This is a genomic window from Streptomyces sp. NPDC127098, assembly GCF_042722465.1.
GTDB classification, from domain to species: Bacteria; Actinomycetota; Actinomycetes; order Streptomycetales; family Streptomycetaceae; genus Streptomyces; species Streptomyces millisiae.
In genome coordinates this window covers 1-17,635 of sequence record NZ_JBHXFJ010000097.1, presented here as the reverse complement: position 1 = coordinate 17,635, position 17,635 = coordinate 1, and the positions used below count along the sequence as shown (strand labels likewise).

The following is a 17,635-nucleotide window of genomic DNA, read 5'->3' as shown; positions in this document are numbered from 1 at the left end:
CTGATGCCGCGGTTCGACGTGCCCGAGGGGCACACCGAGATCTCGTGGTTCCGCGAGGAGGTCGCGCGCGGCATGGCCCGCCGCTACCCGGGCGGGGTGCCGGCGGACCGGCAGAAGCAGGCCGACTACGAGATGGACATCATCATCCAGATGGGGTTCCCCGGCTACTTCCTCGTGGTCGCGGACTTCATCATGTGGGCCAAGTCGCAGGGCATCGCGGTGGGTCCAGGCCGTGGTTCGGCGGCGGGCTCGATCGTGTCGTACGCGATGGGCATCACCGACCTCGACCCCCTCGACCACGGGCTGATCTTCGAGCGGTTCCTCAACCCCGAGCGCGTCTCCATGCCCGACGTCGACATCGACTTCGACGAGCGCAGGCGCGGCGAGGTCATCCGGTACGTCACCGAGAAGTACGGCGCCGACAAGGTGTCGATGATCGGCACCTACGGCACCATCAAGGCCAAGGCCGCCATCAAGGACTCCTCGCGCGTGCTCGGCTACCCGTACGCGATGGGCGACCGCATCACCAAGGCCATGCCCGCCGACGTCCTCGGCAAGGGCATCCCGCTCTCCGGCATCACCGACAAGAACCACCCGCGCTACAGCGAGGCGGCCGAGGTCAGGTCGATGTACGAGAACGAGCCGGACGTCAGGAAGGTCATCGACACGGCCAAGGGCCTGGAGGGCCTGGTCCGGCAGATGGGCATGCACGCGGCCGGCGTGATCATGTCCAGCGAGAAGCTGGTCGACCACGTGCCGCTGTTCGCGCCCAAGAACGACGGCGTCGTCGTCACCCAGTGGGACTACCCCACCTGTGAGTCGCTCGGCCTGCTGAAGATGGACTTCCTCGGCCTGCGCAACCTCACGATCATGGACGACGCCGTCAAGCTCATCAAGAAGAACAAGGGCGTCGACATCAAGCTGCTCGACCTCACGCTCGACGACCCCAAGACCTTCGAACTCCTGGGGCGCGGCGACACGTTGGGCGTCTTCCAGTTCGACGGCGGCCCCATGCGCTCACTGCTGCGCATGATGAAGCCGACGAACTTCGAGGACATCTCCGCCGTCGGCGCCCTGTACCGGCCGGGCCCGATGGGCATGAACAGCCACATCAACTACGCCCTCCGCAAGAACGGCCAGCAGGAGATCACCCCGATCCACCCCGAGCTCGAGGAGCCCCTGAAGGAGGTCCTCGACGTCACCTACGGCCTGATCGTCTACCAGGAGCAGGTGCAGAAGGCCGCCCAGGTGCTCGCCGGCTACTCGCTCGGACAGGCCGACCTGCTCCGCCGCGCCATGGGCAAGAAGAAGAAGGAGATCCTGGACAAGGAGTTCGTCCCCTTCCAGGCCGGCATGCGCGAGCGCGGCTACTCGGACGGGGCGATCCAGGCCGTCTGGGACGTGCTGGTGCCGTTCTCCGGGTACGCGTTCAACAAGGCGCATTCCTCGGCATATGGCCTCGTCACCTACTGGACGGCATATCTCAAGGCCAATTACCCGGCCGAGTACATGGCCGGTCTGCTCACCTCGGTGCGCGACGACAAGGACAAGATGGCGGTCTATCTCAACGAGTGTCGCCGCATGGGCATCAGGGTGCTGCCGCCCGATGTCAACGAGTCCGAGGCGTTCTTCACGCCGCGCGGTGACGAGACGATCGTTTTCGGCCTCACCGCGGTCCGCAACGTGGGGCAGAACGTGGTCGACTCCATCGTCGCGACCCGGAAGAGCAAGGGGAAGTACAGCTCGTTCCCCGACTTCCTCGACAAGGTCGAGGCCGTGGTCTGCAACAAGCGCACCGTGGAGTCGCTGATCAAGGCCGGTGCCTTCGACGCCCTCGGCCACACCAGGAAGGGCCTCACCGCCCACTTCGAGACCATGATCGACAACGTGGTGCAGGTCAAGCGCAAGGAGGCCGAGGGCCAGTTCGACCTGTTCGGCGGCATGAGCGACGACAGCGCCGACGACGGGCCCGGCTTCGGCCTCGACGTGGAGTTCTCCGAGGAGGAGTGGGACAAGACCTACCTGCTCGCCCAGGAGCGGGAGATGTTGGGTCTGTACGTGTCGGACCACCCGTTGTTCGGGATCGAGCACATCCTGGACGAGAAGGCGGACGCGGCGATCTCGGCGCTCAACGGCGGCGACCACCCCGACGGGGCGGTGGTCACCATCGGCGGCATCATCTCCGGACTCCAGCGGAAGATGACCAAACAGGGCAACCCCTGGGCCATCGCCACCGTCGAGGACCTCGGCGGCTCCCTCGACTGCATGTTCTTCCCCGCCACCTACCAACTCGTCTCCACCCAACTCGTCGAGGACGCCGTCGTCTTCGTCAAGGGCCGCCTCGACAAACGCGAGGACGTCCCCCGCCTCGTCGCCATGGAACTCCAGGTACCCGACCTCTCCGAGGCCTCGGCCGACACGCTGGTCACCATCACCATCCCCGCGGTCAAGGTCACCCCGCCGCTGGTGGCCAGGCTCGGCGAGGTGCTGGGCCAGCACCGCGGGCCCACCGAGGTGCGGGTCAAGCTGCAGGGCCAACGGAGCACCACCGTGCTCCGGCTCGACCGCCACCGGGTACAGGCGGATCCGGCGCTCTTCGGCGATCTCAAAGCGCTCCTGGGGCCGACCTGCTTGGCTGGATGATGGATAGCGCTTTACCTGAACGGGGCGTTCGCGGGTCTACCTTCGGTAATGAGCGAATCTCCGTTAGAGGGGTGGGCTGCCGTGGATGCCCGAATGATAGAGAAGGCTGTTTTCCTGGTCCGTGAAGCGCACGCTTCGCGGGAGACGGCCGTGCACGCGCTGCTGGAATACTTCCCCGGCTCCGCATTCGAGGACCGAATCCGTTGCGTGCACGAGGCGTGGGACATCGTGCACCGCGGCGCGCCCCCGGTGCCGGTTTATTCGGCGCACTCCGAGGTCTCCGACGCCCGCTATTTCGCGGCGGCGCACGAGCGGCACGCCTTCACGGATTAGGAACGGCGTCGGAAAACGCGGCCGCGGCGGCGACCGCGTGCTTCAGGGCGCACCCCGTGCCGGGGTGCGCCCTGAAACGTGTGCCGTGCCGCCGCGTCAGTTGTGACCGAACCGCCGCTCGCGCTTGCGGATCTTCGGCTGGTCCGTCATCGCGTCGGACGGCGAGGGACTCGCCCCGGAACCGGAGCTCGACCGGTCGGCTCGCCGGGCGTCCTGCTGCTGCCGCCGGTCGCGGTTCTTGTTCTTGGCCATGATCGCCTCCAGGCTGGGACAGACGGAAACGTCGGGTAGACCACAGGCCCGCGACCAGATTCGCACGGCGCACCATAGTTCGCATTCCGGGCGGGGGGCCCGGCGGATTCGCCACGCCGAAGATCGAGTTGGCGCAGATAACGGCGCCTCGGTCGGGCAGACTCAAGGCGGGCAGACTGAAGAAGACACTTCTGTGAACGTTCTGGTGAGCGAGGTGCAACGTGGACCGCTGCGTCGTCCTGGTAGATGCCGGCTATCTGCTGGGCGCCGCCGCCAGCCTGCTCGCGGGCGAACCGGCCCGCCCACGCATCACCGTCGACCACGCCGAGCTGATCCAGGCCCTCCGCGAGCGCGCCGAGGCCGACACGGGCCGTGAGCTGCTGCGCATCTACTGGTTCGACGGCGCCCCCGACCGGGTGCCCCAGCCCGAACACCGCAGGTTGCGGGTGATGCCGAGGGTCACCGTGCGCCTCGGAGCACTCACCCGCAGCGACGGCCGCTGGGCGCAGAAGGGTGTCGACGCCGCCATGCACGCCGAGCTCACCGAGCTGGCCCGCAACCGTGCCTGCGCCGACATCGTCCTGGTCACCGGCGACGGCGACCTGCTGCCCGGCCTCATGTCCGCGAAGGAACACGGCGTCGCCGTCCACCTGTGGGCCGTGCAGGCCGCCGACGGCGACTACAACCAGTCCGAGGACCTGGTCGCCGAGGCCGACGAGCGCCGCGTCCTCGACCGCGCCTGGATCACCCGCGCCGTCCGCGTCACCGAGGCACCCGCCGCCGACCCCGGGCACCCCACCCCGCGCCCCGAGATCGCCGCCATCCTCGCCGCGCCGCTCCCCGAGACCCGCGGCACCGGCGGCGAACCGGCCAGGACCACCCGGGTCACGGCGGGCAAGAACGGCTCGGCACCCGAGACCGCCGAGGGCTGCGGCCCCGAGCACCGCGAGCCGGCCACGGCCGGCACCTCGGGAACCGCGGGCAAGGGTGTCCCCACCCCCAAGGACCTCGCCTCCCTCGGCCGCCCCACGCCCGTCGCGCCGCACGGTGGCCCGCCGCCCACCGCGACCCTGCGCTGGTCGTCCGACCGCGGCTGGGTCGACCGGGCGGCGCCTGAGGAGTCCGCCGAGGCCGCCGCCCTGCCGATGCTCTCCCAGCTGACCACCGCCGAGCAGCGGTGGGCGGACCGCGAGGAGGACATCACCGCCGTCAGTGGCGACCCGTTCGAGGTGGGCCAGGTGTTCGCCCGCCGCTGGGCCGAACGTCTGGTCTCGGGCAACCACTTGGACCGGCTCTCCACCGAGTACCCGCGCATCCCGCACCGCATCGACGGCGAACTGCTCCGCTACGCCGCCCGGTTCGGGCTGCTGGCGCACAAGGACGACCAGATCGACGAGCAGGACCGCTACGCGATCAGGGCCGGCTTCTGGCGCGAGGTCGACACCAGGACGGGCGTCGAACGCGCCTCCTGACCCGGTCTGTCCCCCGCCCCGGCGTCCGACCGGCCCGCCGCGCGGCGTAGGCTCGTACACCGTGGCCTCATCTACCGCACGGGCCGAGGCCCGAACCCCCGCACCGCCACGCGCCGCCGCCCCGGCCGCGCTGACCGTGCGCGGACTCGTCAAGACCTACCGGGCCAGACGCCACGGCTGGCGCCCGGGACGGCGCCGGGCGACCCCCGCCCCGCCGGTCGTCGCCAGCGACGGTATCGACCTCGACGTGGCCCGCGGCGAGATCTTCGGCCTCCTCGGCCCCAACGGCGCGGGAAAGACCACCCTGGTCCGGCAGCTCACCGGGCTGCTCCGCCCCGACGCCGGCACGATCTCACTCCTCGGCCACGACCTCGTCCGCCACCCCGGGAACGCCGCCCGACTGCTCGCCTACCTCGGCCAGGAGTCCACGGCGCTCGACGAACTGACGGTCTCCCTCGCCGTCGAGACCACCGCCAGACTGCGCGGCCTCGACGCGGTCGCCGCCCGCCGCGAGCGGGACGCCGTACTGGACGAACTGGCGCTCGGGCCGCTCGCCGGCCGCCCGCTGAAGCGGCTCTCCGGCGGCCAGCGGCGGCTCGCCTGCGTGGGCGCGGCGCTGGCCGGGCAGCGGCCGCTGCTGGTGCTCGACGAGCCGACCGCGGGCATGGACCCCGTCGCCAGGCGCGCCGTCTGGGCCGCCCTCGACCGGCGCCGCGAACGGGACGGCACCACGGTGCTGCTGGTCACCCACAACGTCACCGAGGCCGAGACCGTCCTCGACCGGGTCGCGGTGCTCGACGCCGGCCGGGTCATCGCGTGCGACAGCCCGGCCGGGCTGCGGGCACTGGTCAGCACCGAGGTGCGGCTCGAACTCGTCTGGCGCGACGAGCCGCCGCTGCGGGTACCGGCCCTCGCCGCCGCGCACGCCACGGCCACGGTCGCGGGCCGCCGCTGGACGCTCCGCCTCCCGGCGGAGGACGCGCGCGCCCTCGTCACCACCCTCACACAGGGGCCGGCCTTCGCGGCGCTCGACGACTTCACGCTGACCACGCCGAGCCTGGAGGACGTCTACCTCGCCCTGGGGGGCCGGGGTGGGGGGCTGGACCGCGAATGACGGTGCGCCTGGCGGCTTGTGCCGCGAAGGGGCGGGGGCCGCGTGCCGGCCGTGGCCTTGCGGCCGAGGGCCGAGCGGTTCTTTTCCCCACCCGCCCGCCCTTTTCGGGGCGTGGTGGCCGGGGTCGGAGTGGCGTGGCGGTTGGCGTGGGCGGGGTTGTCGCCCACCCGCCCGCCCTTTCGGTGCCTCGCGGTGCGGGGCGCCGGCTTGCGCCGGCGGGGGGCTCGTCCGCGTTGCGGACCGGCTGCCCGGCCTTGCCGGGGCGTGGCGGTTGGCGTGGGCGGGGTTTTCCCCCACCCGCCCGCCCTTTCGGTGCCTCGCGGCGCGGCGCGCCGGCTCGCGCCGGGCGGGGGGCTCGTCCGCGTTGCGGACCGGCCGTGGCCGGCCCGGGGGCGTGCTCGCCTGGCGGCGGCCGTCCCCCGGGCGCTCACGGCCCCGGGGCCGGGTCCTGCCGGCTGGCGTGCCCCGGCGCACTGCGCCGTGCTGTGGCGCTCCGCGCCTTGCCCGGCTGGCGGCCGGGTACGGGCCGGGGCCCGTACTGGCCCCGGCGCGGAGCGCCGGCCGCCCCGGCGCCGGGCGGCCGCTGGCCGTGCCGTGTCGGTATGTCGGCGCCGCTCCCGGCTGCGCCGGGAAGGCGCCCTGAGGTGGGGACAGGAGGTCGTTGATGGTTGGCGGTGGTGAGGCCGTGGTCGGGTTGGGGCCGCGGGTGGCCGTGTGGGGGGCGCTCGGGGCCGTGTACCGGGCGCAGTTGTCGCGGGCGCGGGTGGCGCGGATTCCGTTGTTGTTCGTGGCGACGTTCCAGTCCGTCGGGATCATGGTCCTGATGCGCGGCGTCGTCGACGGCGGCGGGGAGGAGGCGCGGGCCGTGGTCGCGGGGTCGGCCGTGCTCGTCGTGGCCTTCGTCGCGCTCAACCTGCTCGCCCAGTACTTCGGGCACCTCCGCGCCGCCGGCGGGCTCGACCACTACGCGACGCTCCCCGTGCCCGGCGCCGCCGTCGCGTTGGGGACGGCGGCCGCGTACGCCTCGTTCACGGTGCCCGGGGTCCTCGTCACCGCCGTCGTGGGGGCCCTGCTCTACCAGCTGCCACTGGGCGGCCTGTGGGTGGCGCTGGCCGTGGTGCCGCTCGCCGGGGCCGCGCTCGCCGGGCTCGGGGCCGCGCTCGGGCTGTTGGCGCCGCGGGCGGAGCTGGCCACCCTCTGCGGGCAGCTCGGCATGTCGGCGGCGCTGCTGCTCGGCGTGCTGCCCGAGTCGCGGTTGCCCGAGCTCGCCCGCTGGCTGCGCGAGCTGCTGCCGTCCAGCTACGGGGTGGACGCGCTGGCCGTCGCGCTCGACCCGCGGCCGGACTGGGGCTCGGTCGTCGCCAACCTCACCGTCTGCGCGGCCGTCGGGGCCGTGGCCCTGGCCCTGGCGACCTGGGCGTACCGCAGGGCGGCGGTACGTTGAGCCGTTCATACGCCCGAACGGCCGTCCCGTTGGCCGAACACCCGGCCGGACCTGGCAGGATGACGGGGTGACCGCACCCGAGCCAACACCGGAACCGCGTCCCGCCCTCGACGGTGGCCACGACCCGTGGGGGGGCGCGAGTCCGCCCGCCCCGGCGGAGCCGGCCGCGCGGCGCTGGTGGCGGGAGATACGCGGGGCGCTGCTGGTCGCGGTGCCCGTCGCGGTGCTCGCCGGACCGCTGCTCGGCCTGATCTGGCTGTGGCGGGCGCCCCGGGTGCCGCTCGTCGCCAGCGGCAACGACGTGATCCTCGCCGAGCCCGAGGGGCAGCAGGCCTTCGGCGCGGACGGCACCTTCTTCCTCGCCGGGCTCGCCGTGGGGGCCGTCGCCGGCGTGCTGGTGTTCCTGCTCCGCCGACACGGCGGGGTGGCGTCCGTCATCGGGCTCGCCGCCGGCGCCCTGCTCGGCTCGTTCATCGCCTGGCGGATCGGCGTCTGGTTCGGCCCGGACCAGGACGTGGCCGCACACGCCCGCGCGGCCGGCGGCGCCGTCTTCGACGCCCCGCTCGAACTGGGCGCCCGTGGGGTGCTGCTCGGCCTGCCGTTCGCGGCGCTCGGCCTCCACCTGATCTGCATGGCGCTGTGGGGTCCCCGCGACCCGCAGCAGGTGCCCGCCGAGTTCCCCCGATGGGGTGAGGCGGCCGGCGGCCCGGGACCTACTCCCGGGCGATCGGAGCAGTGACCGCGCCGGTCAGCCGGATCAGGTCGGCCGGCGCCAGCTCGATCTCCAGGCCCCGGCGGCCGGCCGACACGAACACCGAGGGCAGGTCGACCGCCGACCGGTCCACGACCGTCCGCAGCCGCCGCCGCTGCCCGAGCGGCGAGATGCCACCCCGCACATACCCGGTCGCGCGCTCGGCCGCCGCCGGGTCCGCCATCGCGGCCCGCTTGCCGCCGACGGCCGCGGCCAGCGCCTTCAGGCCGAGCGAGGCCGACACGGGCACCAGCGCCACCGTGAGCCCGCCGTCCACGTCGGCCACCAGGGTCTTGAACACGCGCCCTGGGGCCACCCCGAGGACCCGGGCCGCCTCCTCGCCGTAGGACGCGACCGCCGGATCGTGCTCGTAGGCGTGCAGCGTGAACGCCACCCCGGCCCCGCTCGCGGCCACCGTCGCCGGGGTGCCGCCCTGCTGTCTGCGCTTCGCCACGGATCCCCCCGGATCAGTTGAGGCTCGTCGGCCGGACCGTGAACTCCGTGCCCGGCACCGAGGGCAGCCGGGCGATCACCGCGGTCTCCTGCCGCAGGATCCGCAGCTCCTCGGCCAGCCGCGTCGCCGTGTCCTTGGCCTGCAGCAGCCGCTGCTTGTCCGCCGTGGGGAGCATCGTCGCGGCCGCCACCAGGTAGGAGACCACCGACGGGTCGTCCGGCAGCTCCTGCCGGGGCGCCAGCGTCCGCTCGTTGGCGCCGGCGAGCACCTTCTGGTAGCCGCGGAAGGCCCGCAGCACCCCGGTCGCCAGCGCCCCCGCGCCCTCGCCCGCGACCTCCTCCAACGGTTCGATCTCGGCCGTCAGGTACGGCCCGGTCATGTCCACCGAGACCAGCCGGAACCGGGTGGTGCCGGTGGCCAGCACCTCGTAGCCCTCGGCCCCCGTCCGCGGCCTGATGGTCGAGGCGTCCGCCACGCAGCCCACGTCGTGGAAGGAGCGCCGGGGGTCCTCCGCGTCGAACCCGCCGGCGGGGCCGGGCTCGGGGCGCTCGCCGGCCTCCGGCAGCCCGAGCCCGCTCGGCGCGGTCTCCCGCCCGTCCCTGATGGCGACCACCGCGAACGGCCGCGGCGCCTCGTCGGGCAGTTCGAGGAGGTCGCGCATCATGGCGCGATAGCGTCCCTCGAACACGTTGAGCGGCAGCACCAGCCCGGGGAACAGCACGGTGTTCAACGGGAAGAGCGGCAGGCGCGTGGTCGTCACGACCGGCCAGCCTATCGGCTGTGCCGAACGCCGCTACCCGCGCACGTCCCGCGCGTGGCCCGCATGGTGAACGCGTCACCGGCCGGTTCCGGCCGTCTGCGAGACTGGTAACCGTGCTGAACCGAATCGATCTGCGGGACGAAGCCCCGGCCGCCACGGACGGGATCGACCGCGACCTGCTGCCGCGCGCCGAGCTCGACGTCGAGGCCGCCCTGGAGAAGGTGCGGCCCATCTGCGAGAACGTGCGCCATCACGGCACCGCGGCGCTGATCGAGTACGCGGAGCGGTTCGACGGCGTCGCCATCGAGCGGGTGCGGGTGCCCGTCGAGGAGCTCGACCGGGCGCTGGCCGCCCTCGACCCGGCCGTCAGGGCCGCCCTCGAGGAGTCCGTCAGGCGCGCCCGCCTCGTCCACCGCGACCAGCGGCGCGCCGACTCCACCGTGCGCGTTGTGCCGGGCGGCACCGTCACCGAGCGGTGGATCCCCGTCGAGCGGGTCGGCCTCTACGTGCCCGGCGGCCGCGCCGTCTACCCCTCGTCCGTGGTGATGAACGTGGTGCCCGCCCAGGAGGCCGGCGTCGGCTCGCTCGCCGTGGCCTCGCCGCCGCAGGCCGAGCACGGCGGCCTGCCGCACCCCACCATCCTCGCCGCCTGCGCCCTGCTCGGCGTCACCGAGGTCTACGCGGCCGGCGGCGCCCAGGCCGTCGCGATGTTCGCCTACGGCACCGAGGAGTGCCGCCCGGTCCGGCTCGTCACCGGGCCGGGCAATGTCTACGTCGCCGCCGCCAAGCGGCTGCTGCGCGGCGTGATCGGCATCGACGCCGAGGCGGGACCCACCGAGATCGCCGTGCTCGCCGACGACAGCGCGGACCCGCGGCTGGTGGCCGCCGACCTGATCAGCCAGGCCGAGCACGACGTGCTGGCCGCCGCGGTGCTGGTCACCCCGTCCGTGGCGCTCGCCGACGCGGTGGACGCGGAGCTCGCCCGGCAGGTGCCGGCCGCCAAGCACCAGGAGCGGATCGCCGAGGCGCTGGCCGGCCGGCAGTCCGGCACCGTGCTGGTGGCCGACCTCGACCACGGGCTCGCCGTCGTCGACGCCTACGCGGCCGAGCACCTGGAGATCATGACGGAGGACGCGGCCGCCGTCGCCGCCCGGGTCCGCAACGCGGGCGCCGTCTTCGTCGGCCCGTACGCCCCCGTCTCGCTCGGCGACTACTGCGCCGGCTCCAACCACGTGCTGCCCACCGGGGGCTGCGCCTGCCACTCCTCCGGGCTTTCCGTACAGTCGTTCCTGCGCGGCGTGCACGTCGTGGAGTACGACCGCGAGGCCCTGGCCGACGTCGCCCACCACGTGGTGGCCCTCGCCGAGGCCGAGGACCTGCCGGCCCACGGCTCGGCGGTCAGGGAGAGGTTCGCAGCCGACAGGAAGGCCGACCGGAAGGTTCCCCAGAGCAAGTGACCCGCATCGACGACCTCCCCGTCCGGGACGAACTGCGCGGCAGGTCCCCCTACGGCGCGCCGCAGCTCGACGTCCCGGTGCGGCTCAACGTGAACGAGAGCCCGTACCCGATGCCGGAGGAGCTGGTGCGGCGCATCGCCGAGCGCGTCTCGGACGCCGCCCGCACCCTCAACCGCTACCCCGACCGGGACGCGGTGGGCCTGCGCACCCAGCTCGCCGGCTACCTCACCCGCACCACGGGCCACCCGCTCGCGCCCAACCAGGTGTGGGCGGCCAACGGGTCCAACGAGATCCTGCAGCAGCTGCTCCAGGCGTTCGGCGGGCCGGGGCGCACCGCCCTCGGCTTCGACCCGTCCTACTCGATGCACCCGCTGATCTCCCGGGGCACCGGCACCGGTTGGATCTCCGGGCCGCGCACCGAGAGCTTCGACATCGACACCGAGGCCGCGGTCGCCGCCATCCACGAGCACCGGCCCGACGTGGTGTTCATCTGCTCGCCCAACAACCCGACCGGCACCGCCGTCTCGGTCGAGACGGTGCTCGCGCTGTACGAGGCGGCGCAGGCGGCCAGGGGCGGCCCGGGCGCGCTGGTGGTGATCGACGAGGCGTACGCCGAGTTCAGCCACCGGCCCTCGCTGCTGCCGCTGATCGAGGGGCGGCCGACGCTGGTCGTCAGCCGCACCATGTCCAAGGCGTTCGGCGCCGCGGGGCTGCGGCTCGGCTACCTCGCCGCCGACCCGGCCGTCGTCGACGCCGTGCAGCTGGTGCGCCTGCCCTACCACCTGTCGGCCGTCACCCAGGCCACCGCGCACGCCGCGCTGGAGTTCGCCGACACGCTGCTCGGCTATGTCGAGGAGCTCAAGGCCGAGCGGGACCGGCTCGTCGTCGAGCTGCGGGAGCTCGGCTGCGAGGTCACCGAGTCCGACGCCAACTTCGTGCAGTTCGGCCGGTTCGCCGAGCCGCACGACGTCTGGCAGCGGCTGCTCGACCACGGCGTGCTGGTGCGGGACAACGGGGTGCCGGGGCGGCTGCGGGTCACCGCGGGCACCCGGAAGGAGAACGACGCGTTTCTCGACGCGGTACGAGCCGTGATGAAGGAGATCAACCAATGACCCGCGTGGGTCGCGTGGAGCGCACCACCAAGGAGACCTCGGTGAAGGTCGAGATCGATCTCGACGGCACCGGAAAGGTCGACGTGTCGACCGGAGTCGGCTTCTTCGACCACATGCTCGACCAGCTCGGTCGGCACGGCCTGTTCGACCTCACCGTCACCACCGAGGGCGACCTGCACATCGACAGCCACCACACCATCGAGGACACGGCGCTCGCGCTGGGCGCCGCGTTCCGCGAGGCGCTCGGCGACAAGCGGGGCATCGTCCGGTTCGCCGACGCCTCGGTGCCGCTCGACGAGTCGCTCGCCCAGGTGACCGTCGACCTCTCGGGCCGCCCGTACCTGGTGCACCGGGAGCCGGAGAACATGGCGCCGATGATCGGCTCCTACGACACCACCATGACCCGGCACATCCTGGAGTCCTTCGTCGCCCAGGCCCAGATCGCGCTGCACGTGCACGTGCCCTACGGGCGCAACGCGCACCACATCGTGGAGTGCCAGTTCAAGGCCCTTGCCAGGGCGCTGCGCTACGCCAGCGAGATCGACCCCCGGCAGACCGGGATCCCCTCCACCAAGGGCGCGCTGTGAACGGGGTGTCGACCGCGCTGATCGTGGTCGGGCTCTTCCTGCTCGGCGGGGTGATCTCGTTCCTCAAGCAGGGGCTGCCCAGGGGAGTGGTCGTGCTGCTCGGCACCGGCAGCGCGCTCTGTCTGCTCGCCGGCGTCCTCAGGCTGGGGTAGGCGATGAGTGAGAAGAAGGTGGTGGTCTTCGACTACGGCTTCGGCAACGTGCGCTCCGCCGAGCGCGCCGTGGCCAGGGCGGGCGCCCAGGTCGAGATCACCCGTGACTACGACACCGCGCTGAACGCGGACGGGCTGCTGGTCCCCGGCGTCGGCGCCTTCGCCGCCTGCATCAACGGGCTGCGCGAGGCCCGCGGCGACTGGGTCGTCGGCCGCCGGCTGGCTGGCGGCCGCCCGGTGCTCGGCATCTGCGTCGGCATGCAGATCCTCTTCGCCCGCGGCATCGAACACGGCGTGGAGAGCGAGGGCCTGGACGAGTGGCCCGGCACGGTCGGCCCGCTGCGCGCCGACATAGTGCCGCACATGGGCTGGAACACCGTCGACGCCCCCGCCGACTCCGCGCTCTTCGCCGGCCTGTCGCCCGAGGACCGCTTCTACTTCGTGCACTCCTACGCCGTGCACGACTGGGAGCTGCCCACCCACCACGCGGCCCAGGCGCCGCCCAGGGTCACCTGGGCCACCCACGGGGACCCGTTCGTCGCCGCCGTGGAGAACGGCCCGCTGTGGGCGACGCAGTTCCACCCGGAGAAGTCCGGCGACGCCGGCGCCCGCCTCCTCACCAACTGGATCGAGACCCTCTGATGTCCACGCTGCAACTGCTGCCCGCCGTCGACGTCCGCGACGGCCAGGCCGTCCGCCTGGTGCACGGCGTCTCCGGCACCGAGACCTCCTACGGCGACCCGCTCACCGCCGCCCTCGCCTGGCAGGCGGCCGGCGCCGAGTGGCTGCACCTGGTCGACCTGGACGCCGCGTTCGGCACCGGCGACAACCGGGAGCGGATCTCCGAGGTCACCCGCGCCATGGACATCAGGGTCGAGCTCTCCGGCGGCATCAGGGACGACGACTCGCTGGCCGCCGCCCTGGCCACCGGCTGCACCCGCGTCAACCTGGGCACGGCGGCGCTCGAGTCGCCGGAGTGGGTGGCCAAGGTCATCGCCGAGCACGGCGACCGCATCGCGGTCGGCCTCGACGTGCGCGGCACCACGCTGCGCGGTCGCGGCTGGACCAGGGACGGCGGCGACCTCTTCGAGACGCTGGAGCGGCTGAACTCCGAGGGCTGCGCCCGCTACGTGGTCACCGACATCAACAAGGACGGCACCCTGCAGGGCCCCAACCTGGACCTGCTGCGCTCCGTCTGCGCGGCCACCGACCGCCCGGTGGTGGCCTCCGGCGGGGTCTCCTCGCTCGACGACCTGCGGGCGCTCGCCACCCTCGTGCCGAACGGCGTCGAGGGCGCCATCGTCGGCAAGGCCCTGTACGCCGGTGCCTTCACGCTGGAGGAGGCGCTGGCCGTGGTCGCCGGCGGAGAGGTCGCCGCATGAGCCTTGCCGTTCGGGTCATTCCCTGCCTCGACGTGGACGGGGGCAGGGTCGTCAAGGGCGTCAACTTCCAGAACCTGCGGGACGCGGGCGATCCGGTGGAGATGGCGCAGGTCTACGACGCCGAGGGCGCCGACGAGTTGACGTTCCTCGACATCACGGCCTCCTCGGGCAACCGGGAGACCACCTACGACGTGGTGCGCCGCACCGCCGAGCAGGTCTTCATCCCGCTCACGGTGGGCGGCGGCGTGCGGACCACGGAGGACGTGGACCGGCTGCTGCGGGCCGGCGCCGACAAGGTGGGCGTCAACACCGCGGCGATCGCCCGCCCCGAGCTGATCAGGGAGATCGCCGAGCGGTTCGGCAGCCAGGTGCTGGTCCTCTCGGTGGACGCTCGCCGCTGCCCCGACGGCACGAGCACGCCCTCCGGCTTCGAGGTCACCACCCACGGCGGCCGGCGCGGCACGGGGCTCGACGCCGTGGAATGGGCGCACCGGGCCGCCGAGTTGGGCGCCGGCGAGATCCTGCTCAACTCGATGGACGCGGACGGCACCAAGGACGGCTACGACACGTTGATGATCGCCGCCGTCCGCAAGCACGTCACCGTCCCGGTGGTCGCCTCCGGCGGCGCCGGGCGGCGTGAGCACTTCGCCCCGGCCATCGAGGCGGGCGCGGACGCGGTGCTCGCCGCCTCCGTCTTCCACTTCGGCGACCTGCGGATCGGCGAGGTCAAGGAGGCGCTGCGGGGGGCCGGTCACCCGGTGCGCTGATCGGCTCCCGGCGGTCGCCAGTCGGCGATGCCGTCGAGGGCGCGCAGTGCGGCGGCCGGGCCGAGCAGTCCGGTCGCCGCGAACATCAGCGCCCTGGCCGCGACCGCGGGCCTCGACCGCCAGGTGGTGAGCGCCGCGACGCGGCGTGACCGCCGCGCCACCAGGGTGGTGCGGGGCAGTCGCCGCCCGGTGTACGCGGCCAACTCCCCTTCGGCGGTGGCGAGATGGGCCAGCACCACGGCGTCCTCGACGGCCTGGCAGCCACCCTGGCCGAGGTTGGGCGTCATGGGGTGCGCGGCGTCGCCGAGCAGCGCGACCCGGCCGCGGTGGAACGCGGGCAGCGGGGTGGGCATGTCGTGCACGTCGTCGCGCAGGACGGCGTCCGGGGCGGTGGCGTCCAGGAGTTGTGGCACCGGGGCGTGCCAGTCGCCGAACCGCCTGCGCAGTTCGGCCAGTTCGTCGTCCGGGGCGCGACCGCCCGGCGGGACGACGGCCGTGGCGTAGCAGTACACCCGGCCGCCGGCCAGCGGGGTGGTGCCCCAGAGCGTGCCGCGCCCCCACGTCTCGTGCGGCTCGTACCCCGTGGCCGGGCCGTCCGCGACGAACCGCCAGGCGGTGAGGCCGGCGTAGCCGGGCCCCGGATGGTCGGGGAAGAGGGCGGCGCGGGTGGGGGAGTGGACGCCGTCCGCCGCGACCACCAACTCCGCTTCCAGCGTTCCCCGTTCGGAGGTGACGCGGGCCGGCGCGCCGCCGGCGTCGCCGGGTTCGACATGGGTGACGGTCGTGCCGGTTCTGACGGTGCCCTCGGGTAGCGCGCCGAGCAGCAGGTCGACGAGCTCGGCGCGGCGGGTGAGCACCACGGGCCCGCCGAAGCGGGCGGCCGCGGCCTCGCCGGTGGTCCGCGAGATCCACCGCCCGCGCGGGGTGCGGAGCCCGCCGGAGCCGGAGAACGCGGCCTGCGCACGGACGGCGTCGCCGAGACCGAGGACGTCGAGCGCCCGCTGGGCGTTGGGCGCGACGGCGATGCCGGCGCCCACCGGTTCGAGCACGCGGGCGCGTTCCAGGACCGTGACCCGCCAGCCGCGTCGACGCAGGGCGACGGCGGCGGTCAGGCCGCCGATGCCGGCGCCGACGACGACGGCTCGTGGCTGGGGCATGGCTCCTCCGGCGAGAGACGCGATACTACGGATGTAGTGAAGTGTAGCGCCTGTCGCACTACGCTCGTAGTGGTGAGCGGTTGGGGAGGGGCGGCCGCTCGGATCGCGGTGGCACCAGGGCGCGCATGGCCGAGCCGCTCGGGTCACGCCGACGCGGCCCGGCTCCCGGGCGACCGCTCAGCGGAGCCGGTCGTAGACGAGGGCCAACGTGCCGTGCTCGCCCGCGGTCTGGCTGGCGAGCGTCCACTGTCCGGCGGGCAGGCCGTCCTCGAAGAGACGCGGCCCGCCGCCGAGGACGACCGGGAATATGGTGAGCGCCAACCGGTCGACGGCGTCCGCCGCCAGCAGCGCCTTGATGACGCTCGCGCTGGACAGCACGAGGATGTCGCCGCCCTCGGTCGCCCGCAGGTCCGCGACCGCCTCGGCGGTCGGCTTGTCGACGACCGTCGTCCGCTCCCACGGCGCCTCGTCGAGAGTGCTGGAGAGGACCACCTTGTCAGCGTCCACCAGCCACTTCGCGAAACCCTCGTCGCGCGGGTCGGCGCCCTCCATGCCGATGACGGTGGGCCAGAAGCCGAGGAACCCCTCGGCGTTGACCCGCCCGAGCAGGGCCGTCGTCGCCGACTCCCAGAGGCTGGTCAGGTGGTCACGGGCGACGTCGGAGACGGCGTACGGCATCACCCAGCTCATGTCCAGCGGGTTGTCCGGCTTGGCGTAGCGGCCGTCGAGGGAGAGGCTCATGTTGGTGACGACGCGGCGGCCGGCGGTCTGCTGGGTCATTTCGCGCTCCTTGTGTTGGTGCTTTCGGTGTCGTGTGAGTCGGTGGCGAGGGGTGCGGCGAGGGTCGCCGCGAGCCGGTCCAGGCTCTGGCCGAAGCCGAGCTCGATGCCCGCGACGAAGTCCGCGGACTCGACGGTGCTGTCGGCGAGGCGCCAGTGGACGTCGAGGTCCGTGCCGGTGTCGCTCGGGCGGAGGCGGAGGTCGACGTGGGCCGTGAAGGCGAGGCCCCCGTCGGGGAGCAGCGGGGAGAGGCGGTAGGCGAGGCGCTCGCCGGGGTGAACGTCGTCGACGACTCCCTCCGCGCGCCCGACGACCTGGCCGGAGCCGTCGGCGTCCTCGGCGTCGCAATACTCCTGGACGATCCGCCCACCCGGTCGCGCCTCGAAGACGAGCTCGGAGACGCGGAGGTCGTCGGGCGTCCACCAGTGGGCGAGCAGGTCGGGCTCGGTCAGCTGGCGCCAGACCGGCTCGGGGCCTGCCGCGAGGGACCGGTGGAAGGCGAACGAGCGGCCGTCGGCCCACCCGGAATCCGTGGCGGCGAGCCGCTCCGCGCGGAGGCTGATCCCGTGCTCGTCGAAGGTGGCACGCGGGCCGTCGGCTCGGTCGGCGGTGTCGGCGAGCCGGCCGAGCGCGGCGGCGAGCTCTCGCAGCGGACCGGGCCGGAGCGCGTAGACGCGGCGCTGACCGGTGCGCTGGGAGGTGACGACGCCGACGCGCTCAAGGGTCTGCAGGTGCTTGGTCGTCTGTGGCTGCCGCGCCCCGGCGAGTTGGGCGAGCACGCCGACCGAGCGGGGTCGCTCGGCCAGCAGGCCCACGAGCCGCCAGCGGGCCGGGTCGGCCAGCGCGGTGAGGAGTGCGTCCATGCCCAGAAGTATTCACCACGACGAATATTCGTGTCAAGGAATAAGTTCGCGGGGCGCCGAGCCGGATAGGTTCGTCCGGTGAGCAAGGCACGTATCGATGTGATCGCCGACGCCGCGCTCGGCCAGCTGGCCGAGCGCGGCGCCCCTGGCCAGAC

The 17,635-nt window shown here is 73.4% G+C and carries 19 protein-coding genes; 13 read left to right on the top strand and 6 right to left on the bottom strand.

The window, feature by feature from the left end; translation table 11 throughout:
• Nucleotides 1-2,643, top strand: a 2,643-nt coding sequence (gene dnaE, locus ACFWI8_RS34265) for a DNA polymerase III subunit alpha (RefSeq protein WP_387099558.1), incomplete at its 5' end; no start/stop codon positions are given.
• A gap of 93 nt (nt 2,644-2,736) precedes the next feature.
• Nucleotides 2,737-2,976, top strand: coding sequence for a hypothetical protein (locus ACFWI8_RS34260; protein ID WP_311601581.1), 240 nt, complete (start codon nt 2,737-2,739; stop codon nt 2,974-2,976).
• Between the two features lie 96 nt (nt 2,977-3,072).
• On the opposite strand, the gene ACFWI8_RS34255 is transcribed toward ACFWI8_RS34260, so the two are convergent.
• Nucleotides 3,073-3,228: a hypothetical protein gene (locus ACFWI8_RS34255; protein WP_387099556.1), complete on the bottom strand. Its 156-nt coding sequence runs from the start codon at nt 3,226-3,228 to the stop codon at nt 3,073-3,075.
• Between the two features lie 221 nt (nt 3,229-3,449).
• On the opposite strand from ACFWI8_RS34255, the gene ACFWI8_RS34250 reads away from it, so the two are divergent.
• From ACFWI8_RS34250 to ACFWI8_RS34235, 4 genes are all read left to right on the top strand, one after another.
• Entirely contained in the window at nt 3,450-4,700 is a 1,251-nt protein-coding gene (locus ACFWI8_RS34250; RefSeq protein ID WP_387099554.1) for an NYN domain-containing protein, read from the top strand.
• A gap of 61 nt (nt 4,701-4,761) precedes the next feature.
• Nucleotides 4,762-5,814: an ABC transporter ATP-binding protein gene (locus ACFWI8_RS34245; RefSeq protein ID WP_387099551.1), complete on the top strand. Its 1,053-nt coding sequence runs from the start codon at nt 4,762-4,764 to the stop codon at nt 5,812-5,814.
• A 664-nt stretch (nt 5,815-6,478) separates the two neighbouring features.
• Entirely contained in the window at nt 6,479-7,258 is a 780-nt protein-coding gene (locus ACFWI8_RS34240; RefSeq protein WP_387099548.1) for an ABC transporter permease, read from the top strand.
• A 67-nt stretch (nt 7,259-7,325) separates the two neighbouring features.
• Nucleotides 7,326-7,997: an ABC transporter permease gene (locus tag ACFWI8_RS34235; RefSeq protein ID WP_387099545.1), complete on the top strand. Its 672-nt coding sequence runs from the start codon at nt 7,326-7,328 to the stop codon at nt 7,995-7,997.
• Here ACFWI8_RS34235 and ybaK read toward each other — a convergent pair.
• On the bottom strand, nt 7,972-8,463 hold the full coding sequence (gene ybaK, locus ACFWI8_RS34230) for a Cys-tRNA(Pro) deacylase (protein ID WP_387099542.1): 492 nt from the start codon (nt 8,461-8,463) through the stop codon (nt 7,972-7,974). The two genes, ACFWI8_RS34235 and ybaK, sit on opposite strands and share 26 nt — an antisense overlap.
• 13 nt (nt 8,464-8,476) lie before the next feature.
• A complete protein-coding gene (locus ACFWI8_RS34225; RefSeq protein ID WP_387099540.1) occupies nt 8,477-9,223 on the bottom strand; it encodes an LON peptidase substrate-binding domain-containing protein in 747 nt (248 codons plus the stop codon).
• 113 nt (nt 9,224-9,336) lie between these two features.
• On the opposite strand from ACFWI8_RS34225, the gene hisD reads away from it, so the two are divergent.
• The 7 genes from hisD to hisF are packed head-to-tail and all read left to right on the top strand — an operon-like array spanning nt 9,337 to nt 14,680.
• Nucleotides 9,337-10,680: a histidinol dehydrogenase gene (gene hisD / locus ACFWI8_RS34220; protein WP_387099537.1), complete on the top strand. Its 1,344-nt coding sequence runs from the start codon at nt 9,337-9,339 to the stop codon at nt 10,678-10,680.
• Complete coding sequence (locus ACFWI8_RS34215) at nt 10,677-11,792, top strand: histidinol-phosphate transaminase (protein WP_387099534.1); 1,116 nt, start codon at nt 10,677-10,679, stop codon at nt 11,790-11,792. The genes hisD and ACFWI8_RS34215 overlap by 4 nt, the downstream gene beginning before the upstream one ends.
• On the top strand, nt 11,789-12,379 hold the full coding sequence (gene hisB / locus ACFWI8_RS34210) for an imidazoleglycerol-phosphate dehydratase HisB (RefSeq protein WP_311600933.1): 591 nt from the start codon (nt 11,789-11,791) through the stop codon (nt 12,377-12,379). The genes ACFWI8_RS34215 and hisB overlap by 4 nt, the downstream gene beginning before the upstream one ends.
• Nucleotides 12,376-12,531: a hypothetical protein gene (locus tag ACFWI8_RS34205; protein WP_311600935.1), complete on the top strand. Its 156-nt coding sequence runs from the start codon at nt 12,376-12,378 to the stop codon at nt 12,529-12,531. Before hisB ends, ACFWI8_RS34205 begins: the two co-directional genes overlap by 4 nt.
• Nucleotides 12,532-12,534: 3 nt before the next feature.
• Nucleotides 12,535-13,173 (top strand): imidazole glycerol phosphate synthase subunit HisH, encoded by a 639-nt coding sequence (hisH, locus tag ACFWI8_RS34200; protein ID WP_387099530.1) that lies wholly within the window; start codon nt 12,535-12,537, stop codon nt 13,171-13,173.
• Nucleotides 13,173-13,913, top strand: coding sequence for a bifunctional 1-(5-phosphoribosyl)-5-((5-phosphoribosylamino)methylideneamino)imidazole-4-carboxamide isomerase/phosphoribosylanthranilate isomerase PriA (gene priA / locus ACFWI8_RS34195; RefSeq protein ID WP_387099528.1), 741 nt, complete (start codon nt 13,173-13,175; stop codon nt 13,911-13,913). The genes hisH and priA overlap by 1 nt, the downstream gene beginning before the upstream one ends.
• Nucleotides 13,910-14,680: an imidazole glycerol phosphate synthase subunit HisF gene (hisF, locus tag ACFWI8_RS34190; RefSeq protein ID WP_387099525.1), complete on the top strand. Its 771-nt coding sequence runs from the start codon at nt 13,910-13,912 to the stop codon at nt 14,678-14,680. The genes priA and hisF overlap by 4 nt, the downstream gene beginning before the upstream one ends.
• Here hisF and ACFWI8_RS34185 read toward each other — a convergent pair.
• From ACFWI8_RS34185 to ACFWI8_RS34175, 3 genes are all read right to left on the bottom strand, one after another.
• The gene (locus tag ACFWI8_RS34185; RefSeq protein ID WP_387099523.1) at nt 14,665-15,837 is read right to left on the bottom strand and encodes an FAD-dependent monooxygenase; all 1,173 of its coding nucleotides are present in this window, start codon (nt 15,835-15,837) and stop codon (nt 14,665-14,667) included. The two genes, hisF and ACFWI8_RS34185, sit on opposite strands and share 16 nt — an antisense overlap.
• 177 nt (nt 15,838-16,014) lie before the next feature.
• Complete coding sequence (locus tag ACFWI8_RS34180; RefSeq protein WP_387099520.1) at nt 16,015-16,617, bottom strand: dihydrofolate reductase family protein; 603 nt, start codon at nt 16,615-16,617, stop codon at nt 16,015-16,017.
• Nucleotides 16,614-17,480, bottom strand: coding sequence for a metalloregulator ArsR/SmtB family transcription factor (locus ACFWI8_RS34175; protein WP_387099518.1), 867 nt, complete (start codon nt 17,478-17,480; stop codon nt 16,614-16,616). Before ACFWI8_RS34175 ends, ACFWI8_RS34180 begins: the two co-directional genes overlap by 4 nt.
• Nucleotides 17,481-17,635: the final 155 nt, after the last annotated feature.

Bases quoted from the DNA above. Each gene is read 5' to 3' on its own strand.
- ACFWI8_RS34255 (WP_387099556.1), bottom strand. From the start codon at position 3,228: ATGGCCAAGAACAAGAACCGCGACCGGCGGCAGCAGCAGGACGCCCGG.
- ACFWI8_RS34175 (WP_387099518.1), bottom strand. From the start codon at position 17,480: ATGGACGCACTCCTCACCGCGCTGGCCGACCCGGCCCGCTGGCGGCTC.
- ACFWI8_RS34260 (WP_311601581.1), top strand. From the start codon at position 2,737: ATGATAGAGAAGGCTGTTTTCCTGGTCCGTGAAGCGCACGCTTCGCGG.
- priA (WP_387099528.1), top strand. From the start codon at position 13,173: ATGTCCACGCTGCAACTGCTGCCCGCCGTCGACGTCCGCGACGGCCAG.
- hisF (WP_387099525.1), top strand. From the start codon at position 13,910: ATGAGCCTTGCCGTTCGGGTCATTCCCTGCCTCGACGTGGACGGGGGC.
- ACFWI8_RS34240 (WP_387099548.1), top strand. From the start codon at position 6,479: ATGGTTGGCGGTGGTGAGGCCGTGGTCGGGTTGGGGCCGCGGGTGGCC.
- ACFWI8_RS34180 (WP_387099520.1), bottom strand. From the start codon at position 16,617: ATGACCCAGCAGACCGCCGGCCGCCGCGTCGTCACCAACATGAGCCTC.
- hisH (WP_387099530.1), top strand. From the start codon at position 12,535: ATGAGTGAGAAGAAGGTGGTGGTCTTCGACTACGGCTTCGGCAACGTG.
- ACFWI8_RS34185 (WP_387099523.1), bottom strand. From the start codon at position 15,837: ATGCCCCAGCCACGAGCCGTCGTCGTCGGCGCCGGCATCGGCGGCCTG.
- hisB (WP_311600933.1), top strand. From the start codon at position 11,789: ATGACCCGCGTGGGTCGCGTGGAGCGCACCACCAAGGAGACCTCGGTG.